This is a genomic window from Acinetobacter terrestris, assembly GCF_004331155.1.
In the GTDB taxonomy this organism is placed as follows: Bacteria; Pseudomonadota; Gammaproteobacteria; order Pseudomonadales; family Moraxellaceae; genus Acinetobacter; species Acinetobacter terrestris.
The window spans coordinates 24,003-42,894 of sequence record NZ_SJNZ01000020.1 but is presented as its reverse complement, the minus strand read 5'-3'; the positions used below and the strand labels follow the sequence as shown (position 1 = coordinate 42,894).

Here is an 18,892-nt window from a genome sequence, read left to right as displayed (position 1 = left end):
CTGTTAATATCCCGCTATGTTAACTGATGCCTAACTGATCCCATACTTTTTGCAATCTGGTTGGAGAAATCGGCATCTTTGTTTTCATTGGCTGTGAGAACAAATTAATGCGAAATTCTTCAATCATGAAGTACAGTTCTTTCAGGCGAGCGTCATTTTTAAACTTAAATAATTTTTCCATCCATGGGTCAACTTGATCAATGGCAGAATTGTCCCTTTGTAGGTTATTTGGCAAGCGCTCCAAACGCAAGACCAATGCCTTTAAATAACGTGGGAATTCCTGCCAGATGTCCGAAGATTTCACATACACAAAGTCGGAAAGATTCATCAAATCAAGCTGATCCTCAATGTCATCGATATTTTTTCCAAACAGAGAATCGTCTAAAACCAACAATTTCCGACGAATATCCTGCCACTGGATGTAAATATCACTGAGTACCAATAATGCCTCTTGTCCATGCGTTAGGAAAGATTTTTTTACATTTAAAATCAAGTTTTGAAACTCTTCAGCATTGACAGGAAGCTCATTTATTGTCATCTGCAGTGTGGCATAAACTAACATTTGCTCAAGTTTGGCCTTGTCACCCAGTGGTGAATAGGCCAAAGCCAGGGGTTTTGAAATCTGTTTTTTCAACTGACGAATCAGGTCTCCCAACTGCATATAAACCAGACGAATCACCCCTTCCCGGTGCTGACGAATCGCTTCAGCCTGATCATTAAAGGTTTGAATCACCACCCCAGATTCATCTTTCGCATCGAGTTGTGCAAATGCTTTGGTCGGCACCAAAGCTTGATATTGCTTAACAATCACCCCTGTCACTTTTTGCGAGGCTTCAAAAGTAAAATTATCTGGGAAGGTTTTAAACTCACCCTTGAGCTGCTTCACTGGACTATGCGTTTCGGTACGACAACGTGCTTTAAGTTCAGCCAGATCGCGGCCTTTTTCAAGCACCCGACCTTTTTCATCAATGACTTTAATGAACGGCAACAAATACTGATCAACCCGATCAAAGGAAAAATCTTTAGCCGTGATTTGCTCACCACGTAACTGAAAAGCTAAATAACTGAAAATGTGCTCACGTAAATGTACCGCATCAATACCGTTCATCAGTTTACGCGCAGTATCTGGAATCGGTACCAGATTACGACGCTTATCTTTAGGCAATGATTTTAACAGCGCTTCAATTAAATCCTGACGCCAGCCCGGAATACCCCATGACCAGATATTTTCATCAACCTGTGGCAAGGCCTGTACCGGAATTTTAACTGTTGCGCCATCTTCATCATGACTTGGATCAAAACGATAACTTGCCGCCAAGCGTAAAGAACCATTGTGCAAATAATCAGGGAATTGCTGGGTAGTTTGACGATCATTCATCCACAACGCATCATCATCGACAAATAAATAACGCGGATTCTGCGGCTCAACCGTTGCCCGCCAGTCTTCAAAGGTTCGTCGGCTGGCGACCTCTTCAGGTACTTTGGAGGCATAGAACTGATAGATGGTTTCTTCATCCACCACCAGATCTCGACGACGCAGCTTATCTTCGACACGCTCCACTTCTTCAAGCTTGAGCAAGTTATACTTTAAGAATGGCGGGGTAATGCCTAAATGACCCGTGGTCAACGCATCACGCAGGAAGATTTCATGCGCTGCCGGCTGATCGACCTTTTCATAGTTCATCAAACGTTTCGGTTCAATAATCAAGCCAAACAATGAAATCTGGTCATAACAATTGACGATACCGGCTTTCTTTGACCAATGTGGCTCAAAATAGTGATGTTTCAGCAAATCAGGAGCAGCCAGTAGAATCCATTCAGGTTCAATTTTCGCCAAAGTCCGCAAATACACTTGCGAGGTTTCCACCATCTCAAAAGCCATTACCCAGGACGCACTGGCTTTATGCAAAGTCGATGCCGGGAAAATGCGGGCTTTTTGCTGGCGCACTGCCATATAGACATTTTTTTCATCGGTTTTATTGGCAATAAATGAAAGTAAACCGGTCAATAAAGCCCGATGTAAATTTTCATAATTAGCGCTTTTCTCATTAAATGAAAGTTTTAAACCTTGAGCTAATTCTGTTAATTGCTCATGCGTTTTTTTCCATTCACGTATACGTAACCAGCTTAAAAAATGCTGACGGGCAAAATCACGACGTTTTTTTTCATTCATTGCAGTACGGTTATTCTGCAAGGTTTCCCATAACTTGATGTAAAACAAAAAGTCAGAATCAGCTTCCTTAAATAACGCATGCTTCTGATCGGCTTGGGTCTGTTTATCGGCCGGACGTTCACGCGGGTCTTGCACTGCCAGTGCTGCCACAATAATCAGAACTTCATTCAGCACACCAAAATGTGCGCCGCCTAAAATCATGCGGGCCAAACGTGGGTCAATCGGCATTTTCGCCATTTGCTGACCAATTTTGGTTAGTTCACCAGGTGTTCCCACTTTTTTAGAAGAGCTAGAATTTGAAGATAATTTTTCTTCTTCAGCTTTAGAAGAATTTTTCTCATGCATCGCCCCAAGCTCAATTAGTAGCTTGCGACCATCATTCACCAAGCGATGATCTGGTGGTTCAATAAAGTCGAAACTTTCCAGCTCACCCAGATTCAGGCTTTGCATCTGTAAAATGACCGAGGCTAAATTGGTACGCTTGATTTCAGGTTCGGTAAATTCAGGACGGCTCAGGAAGTCATCTTCAGAATACAGTCGAATACACACACCTGGCGCAATACGGCCACAACGGCCTTTACGCTGATTTGCTGCTGCTTGCGACACGGCTTCAATCGGTAAACGCTGCACACGTGAACGATAGCTATAACGTGAAATACGCGCAAAACCGCTGTCAATCACATAACGGATATTGGGCACGGTTAAAGCGGTTTCTGCCACGTTGGTAGCAATAATAATGCGTCGCCCACTGCCACCCGGATTAAAAATCCGTTGCTGTTCAGCCAAAGCTAAGCGTGCATATAAGGGTAAAATCTCGGTATGCCGTGGACCATGCTTTTGCAAGGTTTCCTGCAGTTCGCGAATTTCCTGTTCGGTGCTGGCAAAAATCAGGATATCGGCATGTTCAGGATGGCCTTTTTCCTGCGCATCCTGAAAACATTCATTCACCGCTTGAACCACTGCACGGGGCAGGTTTTCTTCAAAGTCATCAAATTCATCGTCATCACTACCGCCAATGGTCATTTCTGAAATTGGGCGGTAACGAAGTTCTACCGGGAAACTGCGCCCTTCGACTTCAAAAATCGGGGCATCAAAAAAGTAACTGCTAAAGCGGTTTACATCTAGGGTTGCTGAAGTAATGATGACTTTTAAATCACGACGCTTAGGCAAAAGCTGTTTTAAATAGCCCATGATGAAATCGATATTGAGTGAACGCTCATGCGCTTCATCAATAATAATGGTGTCGTATTTGGTGAGGAACCGGTCATTGACCAATTCCGCCAGCAAAATACCATCCGTCATTAAACGAACAATAGAATCTTGCGAACCTTGTTCATTAAAGCGGATTTTAAAACCAATCGATTCACCCAGCTTTTCACCGACTTCTTCAGCAATACGTTGCGATACGCTACGCGCCGCCAGCCGTCGTGGTTGGGTATGTCCAATCATACCGGTTAAACCACGCCCGGCCAGCATGGCAATTTGCGGTAATTGTGTCGTTTTACCCGAACCGGTTTCCCCGGCCACAATAATCACCTGATGCTGTTGAATCGCTGCAATCAGCTTGTCTTTATATTGGGTAACCGGCAGGTCTTGATTCAGTTTGATGTTCGGGACACGGGACAGGCGCTCACGAACTTTATGATTCGATTTTTCTAATAATTCCTGATATTGCTTTTCATTGGCATCTTTACCTTTGCGTAGCCGATTTAAACGATGACGGTCACGTGCCATGACCCATTGATCTACATTTAAATGACTTAACACAGATAATTTATCCCAAAACAAAAAATTGAACTGAATATTTTACGCTGTAACGCTCCAGAGAGAAAGACAGTGCAATGTTTATTGAGCAGGTTTGATGTAAAGAATCTTCAAAAGCATAAAAAATAGATCACCAGCTACGCTAAAATTTCCCTGGATAACAGCTAACATCCCCGTGTATAACAAGAGTTATACTATTCACAAATTTTAGCGATGTTTATATATTCCCTCTTATAGTGATTAATTATCCTAAAAATGACTCATTCTGCAAAAAGAAATTTAATTTAAAAAATTTACCCTTGAATTTTAGCCCCTGAGCCTTCATCTTGTTAGGCAAGCTGAACAACTGATGTTTTGTCATTCAGTTCTTTTTATATGGCTGAAGAGATAAAAGAATCAGATTTGGTGAAATGGTGGGCTTTATCTTAGTTGATTCGGTTTTTCCGATTTCAATTATGTAAAAATACTGTTTTACCAATAACAAAAAATTCGTTATTCTTTTGCATATCAAATACAAATCTCAATCATGGAGACAATGATGAGCTTAATTAATACAGAAGTTAAACCATTTAAAGCAACTGCATTCCAAAATGGTCAATTTATTGAAGTAACTGAAGCTGATCTTAAAGGCAAATGGTCTGTAGTATTCTTCTACCCAGCTGACTTCACTTTTGTTTGCCCAACTGAACTTGGTGACCTTGCAGACAACTACGCGGAATTCCAAAAATTAGGCGTTGAAATCTACTCAGTTTCTACTGACACTCACTTCACTCACAAAGCTTGGCATGATTCTTCAGAAGAAATCAAAAAAATCCAATATGTAATGGTGGGTGATGCGAACTGGACGCTTGCTAAAAACTTCGACGTATTAATCGAAGCTGACGGCCTTGCAGATCGTGGTACTTTCGTGATCGATCCAGAAGGTAAAATCCAAATCGTTGAAATCAACGCTGGTGGTGTTGGCCGTGATGCTTCAGAACTTCTTCGTAAAGTTAAAGCAGCTCAATACGTTCACGCTCATCCAGGTGAAGTTTGCCCAGCTAAATGGAAAGAAGGCGACGCAACTCTTGCTCCTTCAATCGACCTAGTTGGTAAAATCTAATTTGTTTTAGATTGAACTGATTCAAAAAAACCACGCTTTTTAGCGTGGTTTTTTATGGACGATATTTTATGGACTATATAAAACGTTAAATATTCAATTTTTCAGTTCAATTAAAAGCTTCATTAGTGTTGATATAACAGCATTCTTTTATTAGAAATATTACAATTTTGCTATACATGCCCTGATCTTTTTATCTTAGCTTCAAACTATGCAGTCAATACCATGCTGTATGATTGAACTAAACAATAAGGAGCGCTTATGGGAACAATGCTTGTCGTCACTTCTTATAAATACAATGCATCTTCACGTTATTTGAAAATTTTTTATAACAACGGATCAGGCGAGTTGTATCATCCGGTTCCTGAATTTATCTATAATAATTTATTGCGCTGTAATGATAAAACCGCTTTTGTACATAAATACTTGGAATACGATGTCCAATTCACCCGTATTTCAATTCAGTAATATAAGTTAGATTCAGTAATCTAAGTCAGATACGCTAAATCAGGGCAATTTCCCTGATTTATGATTTAAAGTCTAGCTATATGCTGATCTTATTTTATTTATAGCAAATCATAAACAAACCTGCGCCTATAGACAGCGTCATGGTGATAAAACGCCCATCATTTTTGACCAGTTCAATAAAGCTTTTCACTTCTGCCGCGTGAGAGATGACATTATCGACAATCAAAATCCCGCCTTGCGGCTGAATCATATTTTGCAGATACGTCCAGTAACCGACATACGCATCGCGTTCGGCATCTAATAAAATAAAGTCATATTGATCGGTACACTTTTCCAGAAATTTTTGTGCATCGCCTACCCAGAAATCAATCACCTCATCTAATCCCAACTCTTGAGCATATTGTTGTGCTTGAGCTGTGCGTGATGGATCTATTTCAAGTGTAGTTACCTGTCCTTGAGTGGTTTGCGCGGCATTTGCCAGCCATAAAGTTGAATAGCCTGTCGAAGTACCAATTTCTAAAATTGATTTCGATTGCTGGATACGAATTTGCATCGCCAAAAATAATGCAGAATCAGGTTCAATATTTCGATAACGCTGAATACGCTCATGTTGTAATGCATCAAATTTGATAAAACTTTGATACAGCTCTTGCATGCGTTGTTGAAAAGTCAAACTCATGCTCATAGCAGATATCCCTATCTTTACCGGTTATTCTGAGTCTAACTTATCTATGCCAGAAATCTAGATTCAAGACGTTTCTTGAATCAATTTAAATCGTGGAACAACTTGACCATCATCTAGGGTAACCATTTCCTGAAACATCTCTAAAGGACGCACCCACATGGAATAATCACCATATAGGCATTGATACACCACAAGCTTTTCACGCGTTTCACTATGAGTTGCCACATGAAACACCTGGTATAAATTGCCTTTATAATGTTGATAAATCCCAGATTTAAGGTTCATTACTTGTTACCTCTTAAAATACTTGCGCTCATCATAATCAAAATTTCTGCTGCTCATGACATAAATCTTTTTTTTGCCTGAAATATGCAATAAATACTTGAATATTCACATTAAACCCTCATCCTTAGTGGAGAAAGTTAAATCAAGTAAACACCCAGGCAATCTATTTATCCGATTATTTATATTAGAATGAATTGTTTTACCTATTTACTAAATTGCACTAGTATAGCTTTATTAAATAAACATTTACTCCCTTGGAGACGTTAGCCATGTTAGACCAAAATACTTCAGCGCAACTTAAAACCTTATTACAACGTCTGGAAAGCCCGATTGAACTGGTGGCGTCACTTGATTCATCTGACAAATCTGACAAGATCAAGGAACTGGTGACTGAGGTTGCGGCATTGTCGGATCTGGTCACTGCCCGTTTTGACGGAACCAATAAACGTACCCCAAGCTTCGGGATTGCCAAAGTCGGTAAACAGCCACGCGTAAACTTTGCTGGTCTGCCGATGGGCCATGAATTTACCTCTTTGATCCTGGCATTGCTGCAGGTTTCCGGTTATGCACCGAAAGTCTCTGATGAAGTGCTGGCTCAAATCAAGGGCTTGAATTTAAGCTCTGACTTTGACGTGTTCGTATCCTTAAGCTGCCATAACTGCCCAGACGTGGTTCAGGCCTTAAACCTGATTGCGATTAACAATCCGGGTACAACCGCGACCATGATTGATGGGGCCTTTTTCCAGGATGAAGTGGAACAGCGCAAAATCATGGCAGTACCAATGCTGTTCCAGAATGGCGAGCACATCGGTCAGGGCCGTATGACGCTGGAAGAAATTGTGGCCAAACTGGATTCGGGTTCATCTGCCAAAGAGGCGGAAAAACTCAATGCCAAAGGCGCATTCGATGTACTAGTGATTGGCGGTGGCCCTGCAGGCAACACAGCTGCGATCTATGCGGCACGTAAGGGCATTCAAACCGGGATTGTAGCTGAACGCTTCGGTGGTCAGGTCATGGATACCATGGATATTGAAAACTACACTTCAGTACAAAAGACTCAAGGTCCAAAATTTGCCGCTGAAATGGAAGCGCATGTGCGTGCTTATGATGTCGACATCATGAACCTGCAAAAAGTGGCTGCCATTAAAGGTGCCGATGAAACCGCCAACGGTCTGGTTGAAGTGACTTTGGAAAATGGTGCGAAGTTAGAGTCGAAAACCATCATTCTTTCTACTGGTGCACGCTGGAGAGAAATGAATGTTCCGGGTGAGCAGGAATATAAAACCCGTGGTGTGGCGTACTGCCCGCACTGTGACGGTCCATTATTCAAAGGCAAACGTGTTGCAGTGATTGGTGGCGGCAACTCGGGTGTGGAAGCAGCGATTGACCTTGCGGGTATTGTCGAGCATGTGACTTTAGTTGAATTTGATACCAAACTGCGTGCCGACCAGGTATTGCAAGACAAACTCAACAGCTTGCCGAATACCACGGTGATTATGAATGCACTTTCTACAGAAGTGGTCGGTGACGGTTCACAGGTGACTGCACTGAAATATAAAGACCGTGCCACTGATGAAATTAAAACTGTTGAACTTGCCGGGATCTTTGTACAGATCGGTCTGTTGCCAAACACCGATTTCCTGAAAGCATCTAAAGTGGAATTAAGCAACCGCGGCGAAATCGTGATTAACGAGCGCAACGAAACCAGCGTCAAGGGTGTGTTTGCTGCAGGTGACTGTACTACGGTGCCGTACAAACAGATCATCATTGCCACAGGTGAAGGTGCGAAAGCATCGCTTTCAGCATTCGATTACATTATCCGTTCTGGGCAATAATTGCATTATCCAAGCAATTAACTTTGGATAAAATAAACATAGGCTTATATCTATCTGTAGATATAAGCCTTTTTTTTAACTCAAGTTTTTTCACCAAACGTTACATTTAATTAACAATTTTAGAGCGTTATTTAGACGACTTTTCGATTATATTCGCTTTATCCCATCTTTTCTTTATGGGTAAAACAATTAGAAGGATAGATGAAAATGAATAAATTACTTGTTGCTTTAGGTCTTGCTGCTACTGTTGCTTTAGTTGGTTGTAACAAAGACAAGGCGCCTGAAACAGGTGCAACGACTGGTGAACATTTAGAAGGCGCTGCTAATCAGGCAGGTCATGATATTTCTAATACAACTTCTGAAGCAGCGAATGACACTGCAACAGCAATGGATAATGCAGCTGATGCCACTGCAGAAGCCGCAAATACTGCTGCTGACCGTGCCGAAAATGCTGCAGAGGATGCCAAAGAAGCAGCGAAAGATGCGACTGCAGCAACTGCCGGTGCTGTAGAAAATGGCGCTGCTAACGTTAAAGAAAGAGCTCAACAATAAGTGTAACTGTTGAACTAAAAAAGCTCCTGATCAGGAGCTTTTTTATTTTTCCAACCTTGCTTTTAGCTTTCAATTTCCTATATGGTTGATGTGCCAAGACTTTTTAAGAGCATGTTTAGATGTCATATTCTCATCATAGCGAACAACATTATATTCATAGAACAGGTTGGCTTCGCGCAGCAGTGCTGGGTGCAAATGATGGGATTATTTCAGTCACCAGTCTAATCATGGGAATGGCCGCAAGCGGTGCTTCAACCCAAACTTTATTGATCACTTGTGTAGCAGGCCTGATTTCAGGAGCAAGCTCCATGGCCGCAGGGGAATATATTTCTGTCAAGTCGCAAGTCGATATTGAAAAAGCGGATTTACATATGGAAGCACGTGAACTAGAGCGTAATCCGCGCCATGAACTGAAAGAATTGACTCAAATTTATGTCATGCGAGGCTTAAAACCTGAACTCGCTCATGAAGTTGCAGTGCAATTGACTGCGAATAATGCTTTAGAGGCGCATGCCCGTGATGAGATTGGCATTCATGAAAATACTGCTGCCAATCCATTACAGGCAGCTGGTTCTTCTGCGCTGGCCTTTTCACTGGGTGCCCTTTTTCCCATGTTTTCGATTTTAATTAGTCCGGAACAATATGTGGCAACGGCTGTCATGATTGTTGGGGTGTTATCTCTGGTTGCACTGGGAGCAGTGTCTAGTCATTTCGCTGGTACTTCAATGCTCAAGGGCAGTTTACGGGTGACCCTATGGGGAATTTTAGCCATGGCATTTGCCAGCGCAATTGGTTCCTTATTTAATGTGTCTACATTTTAATTGATTTATTATGATTTTAATCAATATAACAAATCAGTTATTCTCAATTAAATTACTTATAATCTATAAGTTTTAATACTATTTATACGTGAATTATCGATTAAAATATCACTATTCATTTATTCAATTTTATACTCCCATGACTGTTATCGCTGCAAAATCTGATCGATCTAACCTGTCGATCTGGGTTGCTCTTTTTCTATTGTTGGTGGGTACACTCGGTGCCTATCAAGTGGTTGGGCTGAATCAAGCCTTATTGTTCCTGGTTGGCGGTGCCTTGGGCATGACGCTTTATCATGCTTCATTTGGTTTTACATCCAGCTGGCGTGTTTTTATTAAAGAACGTCGTGGTCGTGGCTTGCGTGCACAAATGATTATGCTGGGTCTTGCGGTATTGCTGTTCTTCCCGGCTTTAGGCGCAGGCGAGTTATTTGGCAATCCTGTCAAAGGCAATGTCAACCCTGTTTCCATGTCCGTGATGATTGGTGCTTTTATCTTTGGTATAGGCATGCAATTAGGCGGCGGTTGTGCATCCGGTACGCTCTACACCGTAGGCGGTGGCAGCGCCCGCATGATCGTAACGCTGATTTTCTTCTGCCTCGGCTCTCTAATTGCAACCACGCATTTAGACTGGTGGTTTAACCTGCCTCATCTTGCACCTATTTCCATTGTTTCAAGCTTGGGCGTTATTCCTGCACTCATTATCAGTTTTGTCCTGTTTGCTGGGATTGCATTTGCAACCATTCATTTTGAGAAAAAACGTCATGGTTCACTTGAAGCTGAACCTCAAGCGCAAACCCAAGGTTTGAAACGTTTCTTGCGTGGTCCATGGCCGTTGGTCTGGGGCGGAATTATTTTAACCTTGCTCAACTTTGCCACCTTGGCTTTAGCCGGTCGTCCTTGGGGTGTGACTTCTGCCCTTGCAGTTTGGGCAGCTAAATCTGCGAGTTTAATCGGTGTAGATGTAGCCTCTTGGGCTTATTGGCAATTACCGGGTAATGCCAAAGCGCTATCGCAATCATTATGGTTCGATATAACGTCGATGATGAACTTTGGCATTATGCTGGGTGCATTGTTGGCGGCAAGTCTGGCGGGTAAATTTGCGCCTAACTTGAACATCCCAAAACGCTCACTGATTGCTGCTGTTATTGGTGGTTTACTCTTAGGTTACGGCGCGCGCCTGGCCTATGGCTGTAATATCGGTGCTTACTTCAGCGGTATTGCATCAGGCAGTTTACATGGCTGGTTGTGGCTAATCTTTGCTTTTATTGGTAACGGGATTGGTGTCAAACTTCGCCCTATTTTCTTCCCCGGTGAACGTCCACAACCTGAAAAATTAACCGGTTGCTAAGACCCTTTTAAATTCCAAAAAGCCCATCACGTGATGGGCTTTTTTATAGATTTTGTTTTTAGCGTTTAATTTAAAGCGGCTTTCAAATTACAGCCAAAGCCCATTATTTCCTGAGCCTGACGGTATGTGGTATAGCGATTTAAAATAAAGTCATAAAACTGATCGGCTTTTGCAAAACTTTTTTCCAAGTCTTCAGCTTGCATATTGGGTAACTGGACTTGCCCGATTAAATTCAGGTTTTGATTGCCCAAATGATACATCTCGGCAAAATATCCATTCATCATTTCACAATAGGCCTGTTTGACCGGTTTTAATGAGGTCCGGCTCACTGCATTCTGATCCAGTGTCTTGAGCTGATTGACATCCAGTACAGACTGATCTGAAAAGGCAATATTATTGGTTTTTTTAAATGCCTGATAATCTTTTGATAACTGTTGATTTAAAGTCTCGAAACGCTGTTGCAAACTTACGGCATCTTGAACTTTGTATTGTTGAGGATCAACTGGGGCTTTATGCTGTTCAGAGCTTGAACATGCTGAAAGTAATAAACTTGAAATTAAAGTCGCACAAATTAACGGCTTGATCATAACTTGCCTAATAGTTACCTTATACAGCACAACATTATGCCTGAAATATCCAGTTAAATTGACTTTTCATTCATATAGCGCCAATAGCGTTTTGGTACATATTGAATGTGCAATTTCATGTTTTGCCGGGCTTCAATATTGACACTACGGAAATAATCTTTCCATAGCTGATCATACAGCCATTCTTGCTCGTCCAGTTCTACAGTAAAAGATTGACTAAAACCAGTCGCAAGCTTGGCATCCACTTCACAGGCATTCATTTCAATTTGATGAACCTTTTGTAAATCATAATAAATGCCATAGTTACGCTTTTCATCATAAATCAGCCAGCTTTGATCCTGATAACGTGCCTTAAAATGTCGTTCAATCAACGGCAGAACATTAAAATCCGGTCGAACCAGACTTAAAAACAAACCATTCTGACATTTCTTAAAACGTACAAATGCTTCCATACGATGCTTTTCACGCCCGACCTGCTTGGTCCACTGGGCCAAAGCCAGAACATCGGGATGCCCATAATTTTCATCCACCTTATATTTATGCTGAAAAATATACAGGCAATAATTAAACAAGTGCTGATAAGCGGCTTGATTTTCAGATAGAAAAGTATAGTAAAAATTGCGCTGACTCTGAGCCGAGGTTCTTTGCCGTAGTCCTTGCCAGACGCGCTGTGCCTGCTCATCATTTGAAGCCACCTGAATAAAATCATCAAATAGTCCATTTTGGGCATGCGCATCACTGCTGACACAGACATCAAAATCCTTAAATTGAAAGGCACGAAATACACAGCTCAGCAAACCGGTCATACTGCCATCGAAGCAATAGGTTGCCATCAGAAGCCAAAACCTAATTGCGGAGAAAGTTGCTGAGTATATTTTGACTGTCCCGACTGTAGAATTTGATGACGAATCTGACTGGGCAACTGGTCTTTGATGAATTTTGGCGTATCGGCACAGCGGATAAAATGCTGCGCCCGGTTATAAGCTACCCCGATACGTTTTAATTGATCGATATGAATTTTACCGAAACGACGTGCCTGAACAATTTTTTTCGCAGATCGCACGCCAATTCCTGGCACCCGTAAAATCATCCGATAATCAGCACGGTTTAAATCGACCGGAAATTGCTCCGGATGACGCAAGGCCCAACCCAGTTTAGGGTCGACATCTAAATCCAGATTCGGATGCTTTTCATCGACCAGTTCAGTCGCATCAAAACCATAAAAACGCATTAACCAGTCACTTTGGTATAAACGGTTTTCCCTGAGTAAAGGTGGAGCAGAACCAACCGCAGGTAAGGCTTTTTCTTGTTCATTAATCGGAATATAGCTGGAATAATAGACGCGCTTGAGTTTAAATTCCTTGTAATGACGATCTGCCATTAAAATAATATCCTGATCGGTTTCGCTATGTGCGCCGACGACCATTTGCGTGGTTTGCCCTGCCGGAACAAACTTAGGCACGCTACGAATCAACTTGCGTTCATCTTTCAATTGAATTAAACGGTCACGTACAATACCTAAATCTTTTTGTACTTCTGCATGGGTTTTTTCCGGCGCAAATTTTTGCAAGCCTGCTTCAGTCGGCATTTCTAAATTAATGCTCATCCGGTCTACATATAAACCGGCTTCGGTAATGATTTCCTGCGATGCACCGGGAATGGTTTTTAGATGAATATAGCCATTAAAATTTTCTTCCAAGCGCAACTTTTTCACCACTTGCAGCATACGTTCCATGGTGTAATCTGCCGATTTAAAAATACCGGAACTTAAAAACAGGCCTTCAATATAGTTGCGGCGATAAAAGTTCATGGTCAAATCAACCACTTCCTGCACGGTAAAGGCTGCCCGTTTCACATCATTGGAACGCCGTGAAACACAGTAAGCACAGTCAAAAATACAGACATTGGAAAACAGGATTTTTAATAAAGATACACAGCGCCCATCTTCGGTATAGCTGTGGCAAATCCCGGAACCGGTATTGCCCAAGCCCTTGTGCTTATTTTTACGGTTACTGCCACTTGAGGAACACGACACATCATACTTGGCAGCATCGGCTAAAATTTGCAGTTTTTCACGGATCCGTTCAGACATGAGCAGGCAGCATTTGATGATAAAAACACATTATAAATTTTAATTTTATAACGCGATGTTCACGGATCTTGAACGCGACAAAGGCTGACGTTTTATTTTGACGTTTTATTTTTAAGCTGGCTACCCAAGACCCATCTTATTTCGCCAGAAAATGACGAATATGATTTGCTTAATCTGGATGGCTTGGGCAAAGTAATATGGATGAGGAGGAGCCGAATATGACTTTATTAGAACAACTCGAGATTAAACATCCTATTTTCCTGGCCCCGATGGCGGGGGTTTCCACTCCAGAACTGGCGGCCGAAGTGTCTAATCAAGGCGGCTTGGGTTCACTCGGTTTGGGCGCAAGTTCTGTTGAAGCAGCACGTCAACAAATTTTGGAAACTCAGGCATTAACCCACCAGCCTTTTCAGGTAAATTTCTTTTGCCATCAAACTCTAGAACTTGACCATGATGCTGCAAAGCAATGGATTCAATATTTGGCACCGCAATTTAAGAAGTATGATGCTGTGCCGCCCACAGAATTAAAATGCATTTACCCCAGCTTTCTAGATCATGACGACTATTTAAACCTGGTTTTAGAAACCCGACCTAAAGCCGTCAGTTTTCACTTTGGTATTCCACATCCCCATCAAATTCAGGCTTTAAAACAAGCGGGCATTATCACTATGGTTTCGGCAACCAATCTGGCTGAAGCGCTTGCAATTGAAGCTGCCGGCATAGATGTGATTATTGCGCAAGGTATTGAGGCGGGCGGGCATCGCGGGATTTTTAACGAAACATTTGACAGTGCTGTTAAAACCTCTGATTTGATTCAATTGCTCAAACAGTCTTGCCGCTTGCCAATTGTTGCTGCTGGCGGAATTATGAACGGGCAGCAAGCTCAGCTATTAATCAAGTTAGGTGCAGCAGCCGTTCAACTGGGGACTGCTTTCGTACAATGTAAAAGTTCCAATGCCAATGCCGCGTATCGAAAAGCCCTGTTTAGCAAACCGATTACTCAAATTAGCACCAGTATTTCTGGCCGACCTGCCCGGGGCCTGATTAATCACTGGCATACCCAAATCGATCGTCCTGAACGACCTGCTGTTGCGACCTATCCATATTGCTATGACCTGGGCAAGCAACTCAATGCCGCGGCAACAGCGCAAGGCGATTATGGTTTTGGCGCATTCTGGGCAGGAACCAATGTGGCTCAGATTCGGGAAATAGAAGCTCCCGATTTAATTAACCAGCTGGTTCTGGAAATGAGCCAAGCCTAATCAGCTCGTTCCCATTGGTAAAAAAAACCTCTCCACGTGGAGAGGTTTTTTCTAGGCAAAATTTTATATGCAGCATACGAGTTAACGGGTATTGCGATGCCAGGCATCTTTTACTGCAAATTTGGCTTCTTCCCAATTTAAGCGGGATTCACCCTTGGCCTGTTCCCATTTAGTACGCAAGTCAGGTTCAGCCTGATCAAAGTCGTTGTAATGGGTACGGTTTTCATAACCGAGACGATAAGCCCCACGATAATCGCGGTCATAGTCGAGATCATTATAAGTATTACGTGTTTCATGGAAATAAGGTCGATCTTTATGCTGCTCTCTCCAGTAATGGTCTTCCTCTTCTGGATTGGCAGATTGTGCGATGTCATTACCCGCAATGCCGCCTACGACCCCCCCGATCAGACCACCCACCACTGCGCCTGGAGGGCCACCGATCATACCCAATGTCGCCCCAACAGCTGCTCCGCCCACCGTACCGGCACTGGTCGCAGCCAGATGATCACCCGCTTCGGTCATATCTGGAACCCGATGGCTTTCAGTCGCTGGCGAATTCAGGTCAGGACGTGCACTATCATCGGTAGGTGGACTAGATTTTAGTGAATCGCTATTGAGTACATCACTGCGTTCTGGAGACCGTTCTGTTGAAGCTGCATGATTAATATCTGAAACTGGTCGATTGGTATTCGTCATTGTTCATCTCCCTCGATATTCTTATTTAAACAAAATTGCTTATTTAAACAAATTGCTTGAACAAGATTGAAATTACATCTTGTTATCTATGTAGACTTTCAGCATAGAGAAAGTTCAGGTAAATAATGTTCAAGTCCTGTCCAGTTTCAGTGAATAAAATGCTGCGCTATGTATAAGAAGATATTTCATGTAACCGGTGTGTTGAAGAAAACATGACCCAAGATAAAAAAGGCACTGTTTTCACAACAGTACCTTAATTGATTTTTCTATAATGATTGATCATATATTGATCACATTAGGGTTGTAGCAAATTGACCTGTTCTCCTTGCACATCACTCATAATTTTACCTTGAGCGAGTAACTGATTAAAGTAGTCTTCAACTACATTAAACTGCTCAACCGTACTTTCAACCTTGTACATGTTCTGACGGAACTCATTGCTTGAACGTAAACCTTTGGTATACCAGGCAATATGTTTACGCGAAATCCGGCAACCCGAATATTCTCCATAGAAGTCATACAGTTCAGACAAATGCCCCAGCAGCACATCTTTAACTTCTTGAATATTCGGTGCAGCCAAGTGCGTACCTGTGGCTAAATAGTGAGAAATTTCACGGAAAATCCACGGTCTGCCCTGTGCCGCACGCCCAATCATGACCGCATCAGCACCGGTATAGTCGAGTACATATTTGGCTTTTTCAGGACTGTCGATATCGCCATTGGCAATCACCGGAATAGTCAGCATCTGTTTGACTTCTTTAATCAAACTATAGCGCGCGGTATTTAAGTACATATCTTCACGGGTTCGGCCATGCAAGGCTAATGCAGCGATCCCCGCTTCTTCCGCACGTTGCGCCACCCGCATAATGTTTTCATGACCATTTAAATAACCCAAACGGGTTTTTAAAGTCACTGGCACATCCACAGCAGCCACGACAGCATCAAGAATACGTGCAACCAGATCTTCATCTTTTAATAGTGCAGACCCTGCCAATTTATTGCAGACTTTTTTGGCCGGGCAACCCATATTGATGTCAACAATCTGTGCACCATTGGCGACTTGATAACGCGCTGCTTCGGCAAGCTCAAACGGGTCTGAACCTGCAATCTGTGCAGATATAGGCGCTATTTCACCATCGAAATTGGCACGGTACAGACTTTTCTTACTCATACGCAAGGTTTGATCTGAGGTCATCATTTCACTGACCGCATGCCCAGCACCAAAATATTTACACAACGTCCGAAATGGACGATCCGTAACACCTGCCATGGGAGCAACAATTAAATTATTTGACAGCTGATATGGACCAATATACATATAAATTCATCACTTTTTCGACCGGCATAGTATACTGCATCTGCTCTATTGGCTCATCCTTTTGGACTATGTTTTCATCATTATGAAAAAGACTTTTTTTATTTCATCTCATGTTAAATCCTTGAGTATTCTTGCTTTATCTCTAAGTTTAGTGGCATGTGGAGATAATTCCTGGTGGTCAAAAAATAATGAACCGACCCTAGAAGAAGATCAAATCAAGCGCCTTGTTCCACCACGTGTCAATGATCGTAGCTCTTGGGCCAAAGATATTTTCGATATTACAGACCAGCTCGACATTCCTCAAACCAAAGAAAATATTTGCAGTATTGTGGCTGTGGTCGATCAAGAGTCTAACTTTGTTGCCGACCCGCAAGTGCCCGGTTTAGGGGTAAAAGCGGTTAAAGAAGTTCAAGACCGTCTGGATGAAAAATTTAAAGATAAATTAGGTGATGCGATTGGCGGAACCGTTGCCGGCTATTTCCAGGAAGTGTTAAAAAACCAGCCCAGTCCTGAAGATAACTATTTAAGCCAAATGCGTCGGGTTAAAACCGAACGTGAATTGGATGAGTTATATCGTGAAATTTTTGCCTATATGTCAAAACATTATCACGTCAGTGCATTAACCGGTGCAGCCAAACTGGTTGGACAAGACATTGGTGAAAAATTAAATCCAATTACCACACTGGGCTCAATGCAAGTTCATATTGGCTATGCCAAAGAGCACAAACGTCAAGGCGGAAATATCGCCGAATTACGGACCGATTTATATAGCCAATACGGTGGTTTGTATTACGGCATTCATCGTTTAATGATGTACCCTGCCGATTACGATAAAGCGATTTATCGTTTTGCAGACTACAACTCTGGCATGTATTCAAGTCGCAACGCAGCCTTCCAAAGTATGCTGAATGATTTAACAGCAGCTGAGCTAGACCTGGATGGCGACTTATTGCTTTACACTAAAGAAGGTTCAATCCGTTCTGCCGGCAGCCAGTCCGAACGCGAACTGATTAGTGTTTTTGCAGCCAACAATATCTTAGTCACACCGCGACAAATCCGTTCTGACTTGAAAAAAGAAAAAGATAAAGGTTTTGAAGATACCGCTACCTATCGTGCTGTATCCAAGCTCTATCATGAAAAAACAGGCAAAGATCCTATTTATGCAATTATGCCTGAAGTGGTCATTTCTGGTCCCAAACTAAGCCGCGAATATAATACCAACTGGTTTGCAACACGCGTAAATGGAAGATATCAATCATGTATGCAACGGGCAAAAAGAATAAAAATTTAGCGCTCTTTGATTTTGATGGAACCCTGTGTAAAAAAGACAGTTTCACGGGGTTTATCTTCTATGCTTTAAGAAAAAGGCATATCGTCAAACAAGGCATTAAAATTCTTCCTTGGATTCAAGCTTATTATTTAAATGCCTACCCTGCGCATGCCATGCGTTCCAAACTGTTTCGCGCCATGTTTAGCAATGTAGATGCTTTAGAGTTACAGCAGATTGCCCAAGACTACGCAGCAAGTTTGATGTCTCAATTAAATCTGCCCTTGCTTAAGCAACTTAAGCAACATCAAATTTTGGGCGATGAAGTTGTACTGGTTTCAGCATCGGTCGATGTCTATCTGCAACATGTTTGCAACTTATTGAATATTGAATTAATTTGCACTCAGACTGAACAGGTCAATAATATCTATACTGGGCAATACGCGACTCCAGACTGTAGCTCGGAACAAAAAAAGCTGCGAATTTTAGAGAAGTATCATTTAGATAATTATGTCGCGGTTTATGCTTATGGCAATAGTCTTGAAGATGAGGAAATGCTGGAGCTAGCCACTTATTCGCATATGGTGGGCATAGATCAGCATTTCCCTAAAATTATTAATATTAGAAATTAATTTGA

The 18,892-nt window shown here is 42.1% G+C and carries 17 protein-coding genes; 9 read left to right on the top strand and 8 right to left on the bottom strand.

Annotated features, from left to right (window positions below; translation table 11 throughout):
- Positions 1-19: 19 nt before the first annotated feature.
- Positions 20-3,907 carry an ATP-dependent RNA helicase HrpA gene (gene hrpA / locus E0H81_RS11575; RefSeq protein ID WP_378235367.1) on the bottom strand — a complete coding sequence of 1,296 codons (3,888 nt, stop codon included), beginning with the start codon at positions 3,905-3,907 and terminating at the stop codon, positions 20-22.
- 568 nt (positions 3,908-4,475) lie between these two features.
- On the opposite strand from hrpA, the gene ahpC reads away from it, so the two are divergent.
- Entirely contained in the window at positions 4,476-5,039 is a 564-nt protein-coding gene (ahpC, locus tag E0H81_RS11570; protein WP_131215921.1) for an alkyl hydroperoxide reductase subunit C, read from the top strand.
- A 258-nt stretch (positions 5,040-5,297) separates the two neighbouring features.
- On the top strand, positions 5,298-5,504 hold the full coding sequence (locus tag E0H81_RS11565; RefSeq protein ID WP_131267327.1) for a KTSC domain-containing protein: 207 nt from the start codon (positions 5,298-5,300) through the stop codon (positions 5,502-5,504).
- 94 nt (positions 5,505-5,598) lie between these two features.
- On the opposite strand, the gene E0H81_RS11560 is transcribed toward E0H81_RS11565, so the two are convergent.
- Positions 5,599-6,189 (bottom strand): O-methyltransferase, encoded by a 591-nt coding sequence (locus E0H81_RS11560; protein ID WP_131319068.1) that lies wholly within the window; start codon positions 6,187-6,189, stop codon positions 5,599-5,601.
- 63 nt (positions 6,190-6,252) lie between these two features.
- Positions 6,253-6,474 carry a DUF1653 domain-containing protein gene (locus E0H81_RS11555; protein WP_131319066.1) on the bottom strand — a complete coding sequence of 74 codons (222 nt, stop codon included), beginning with the start codon at positions 6,472-6,474 and terminating at the stop codon, positions 6,253-6,255.
- A 269-nt stretch (positions 6,475-6,743) separates the two neighbouring features.
- On the opposite strand from E0H81_RS11555, the gene ahpF reads away from it, so the two are divergent.
- The 4 genes from ahpF to E0H81_RS11535 all read left to right on the top strand — a co-directional run bounded on the left by ahpF (position 6,744) and on the right by E0H81_RS11535 (position 11,033).
- Entirely contained in the window at positions 6,744-8,309 is a 1,566-nt protein-coding gene (ahpF, locus tag E0H81_RS11550; protein WP_131319064.1) for an alkyl hydroperoxide reductase subunit F, read from the top strand.
- Positions 8,310-8,516: 207 nt separating this feature from the next.
- Positions 8,517-8,861, top strand: a complete 345-nt coding sequence (locus E0H81_RS11545; RefSeq protein WP_131267331.1) for a hypothetical protein — start codon at positions 8,517-8,519, stop codon at positions 8,859-8,861.
- 119 nt (positions 8,862-8,980) lie between these two features.
- Positions 8,981-9,682, top strand: coding sequence for a VIT1/CCC1 transporter family protein (locus E0H81_RS11540; protein ID WP_131319062.1), 702 nt, complete (start codon positions 8,981-8,983; stop codon positions 9,680-9,682).
- Between the two features lie 139 nt (positions 9,683-9,821).
- Positions 9,822-11,033, top strand: coding sequence for a YeeE/YedE family protein (locus E0H81_RS11535; protein ID WP_131319060.1), 1,212 nt, complete (start codon positions 9,822-9,824; stop codon positions 11,031-11,033).
- 65 nt (positions 11,034-11,098) lie between these two features.
- Here the strand turns inward: E0H81_RS11535 and E0H81_RS11530 are convergent, their stop codons facing one another.
- From E0H81_RS11530 to E0H81_RS11520, 3 genes are read right to left on the bottom strand one after another with little or no spacing between them, the layout of a single operon-like run.
- Positions 11,099-11,620: a hypothetical protein gene (locus E0H81_RS11530; RefSeq protein ID WP_131319058.1), complete on the bottom strand. Its 522-nt coding sequence runs from the start codon at positions 11,618-11,620 to the stop codon at positions 11,099-11,101.
- A gap of 53 nt (positions 11,621-11,673) precedes the next feature.
- On the bottom strand, positions 11,674-12,453 hold the full coding sequence (locus E0H81_RS11525) for a TIGR03915 family putative DNA repair protein (protein WP_131319056.1): 780 nt from the start codon (positions 12,451-12,453) through the stop codon (positions 11,674-11,676).
- Positions 12,453-13,712: a putative DNA modification/repair radical SAM protein gene (locus E0H81_RS11520; protein WP_131319054.1), complete on the bottom strand. Its 1,260-nt coding sequence runs from the start codon at positions 13,710-13,712 to the stop codon at positions 12,453-12,455. The genes E0H81_RS11525 and E0H81_RS11520 overlap by 1 nt, the downstream gene beginning before the upstream one ends.
- Before the next feature lie 218 nt (positions 13,713-13,930).
- On the opposite strand from E0H81_RS11520, the gene E0H81_RS11515 reads away from it, so the two are divergent.
- Positions 13,931-14,974, top strand: coding sequence for an NAD(P)H-dependent flavin oxidoreductase (locus E0H81_RS11515; RefSeq protein ID WP_131319052.1), 1,044 nt, complete (start codon positions 13,931-13,933; stop codon positions 14,972-14,974).
- 81 nt (positions 14,975-15,055) lie between these two features.
- Here the strand turns inward: E0H81_RS11515 and E0H81_RS11510 are convergent, their stop codons facing one another.
- On the bottom strand, positions 15,056-15,670 hold the full coding sequence (locus E0H81_RS11510; RefSeq protein ID WP_131319050.1) for a hypothetical protein: 615 nt from the start codon (positions 15,668-15,670) through the stop codon (positions 15,056-15,058).
- Between the two features lie 295 nt (positions 15,671-15,965).
- Positions 15,966-16,988 carry a tRNA dihydrouridine synthase DusB gene (gene dusB / locus E0H81_RS11505; RefSeq protein WP_131319048.1) on the bottom strand — a complete coding sequence of 341 codons (1,023 nt, stop codon included), beginning with the start codon at positions 16,986-16,988 and terminating at the stop codon, positions 15,966-15,968.
- Between the two features lie 82 nt (positions 16,989-17,070).
- Here dusB and E0H81_RS11500 point away from each other — a divergent pair, with 82 nt between their 5' ends.
- Positions 17,071-18,279, top strand: a complete 1,209-nt coding sequence (locus tag E0H81_RS11500) for a DUF1615 family protein (protein WP_131319046.1) — start codon at positions 17,071-17,073, stop codon at positions 18,277-18,279.
- Positions 18,246-18,887 (top strand): HAD-IB family phosphatase, encoded by a 642-nt coding sequence (locus E0H81_RS11495; protein WP_131319044.1) that lies wholly within the window; start codon positions 18,246-18,248, stop codon positions 18,885-18,887. The genes E0H81_RS11500 and E0H81_RS11495 overlap by 34 nt, the downstream gene beginning before the upstream one ends.
- Positions 18,888-18,892: the final 5 nt, after the last annotated feature.

What these genes read in the sequence shown, in the direction of transcription:
- hrpA (WP_378235367.1), bottom strand. Translation starts at nt 3,907, where the DNA reads ATGGCACGTGACCGTCATCGTTTAAATCGGCTACGCAAAGGTAAAGAT.
- ahpC (WP_131215921.1), top strand. Translation starts at nt 4,476, where the DNA reads ATGAGCTTAATTAATACAGAAGTTAAACCATTTAAAGCAACTGCATTC.
- E0H81_RS11565 (WP_131267327.1), top strand. Translation starts at nt 5,298, where the DNA reads ATGGGAACAATGCTTGTCGTCACTTCTTATAAATACAATGCATCTTCA.
- E0H81_RS11560 (WP_131319068.1), bottom strand. Translation starts at nt 6,189, where the DNA reads ATGAGCATGAGTTTGACTTTTCAACAACGCATGCAAGAGCTGTATCAA.
- E0H81_RS11555 (WP_131319066.1), bottom strand. Translation starts at nt 6,474, where the DNA reads ATGAACCTTAAATCTGGGATTTATCAACATTATAAAGGCAATTTATAC.
- ahpF (WP_131319064.1), top strand. Translation starts at nt 6,744, where the DNA reads ATGTTAGACCAAAATACTTCAGCGCAACTTAAAACCTTATTACAACGT.
- E0H81_RS11545 (WP_131267331.1), top strand. Translation starts at nt 8,517, where the DNA reads ATGAATAAATTACTTGTTGCTTTAGGTCTTGCTGCTACTGTTGCTTTA.
- E0H81_RS11540 (WP_131319062.1), top strand. Translation starts at nt 8,981, where the DNA reads ATGTCATATTCTCATCATAGCGAACAACATTATATTCATAGAACAGGT.
- E0H81_RS11535 (WP_131319060.1), top strand. Translation starts at nt 9,822, where the DNA reads ATGACTGTTATCGCTGCAAAATCTGATCGATCTAACCTGTCGATCTGG.
- E0H81_RS11530 (WP_131319058.1), bottom strand. Translation starts at nt 11,620, where the DNA reads ATGATCAAGCCGTTAATTTGTGCGACTTTAATTTCAAGTTTATTACTT.
- E0H81_RS11525 (WP_131319056.1), bottom strand. Translation starts at nt 12,453, where the DNA reads ATGGCAACCTATTGCTTCGATGGCAGTATGACCGGTTTGCTGAGCTGT.
- E0H81_RS11520 (WP_131319054.1), bottom strand. Translation starts at nt 13,712, where the DNA reads ATGTCTGAACGGATCCGTGAAAAACTGCAAATTTTAGCCGATGCTGCC.
- E0H81_RS11515 (WP_131319052.1), top strand. Translation starts at nt 13,931, where the DNA reads ATGACTTTATTAGAACAACTCGAGATTAAACATCCTATTTTCCTGGCC.
- E0H81_RS11510 (WP_131319050.1), bottom strand. Translation starts at nt 15,670, where the DNA reads ATGACGAATACCAATCGACCAGTTTCAGATATTAATCATGCAGCTTCA.
- dusB (WP_131319048.1), bottom strand. Translation starts at nt 16,988, where the DNA reads ATGTATATTGGTCCATATCAGCTGTCAAATAATTTAATTGTTGCTCCC.
- E0H81_RS11500 (WP_131319046.1), top strand. Translation starts at nt 17,071, where the DNA reads ATGAAAAAGACTTTTTTTATTTCATCTCATGTTAAATCCTTGAGTATT.
- E0H81_RS11495 (WP_131319044.1), top strand. Translation starts at nt 18,246, where the DNA reads ATGTATGCAACGGGCAAAAAGAATAAAAATTTAGCGCTCTTTGATTTT.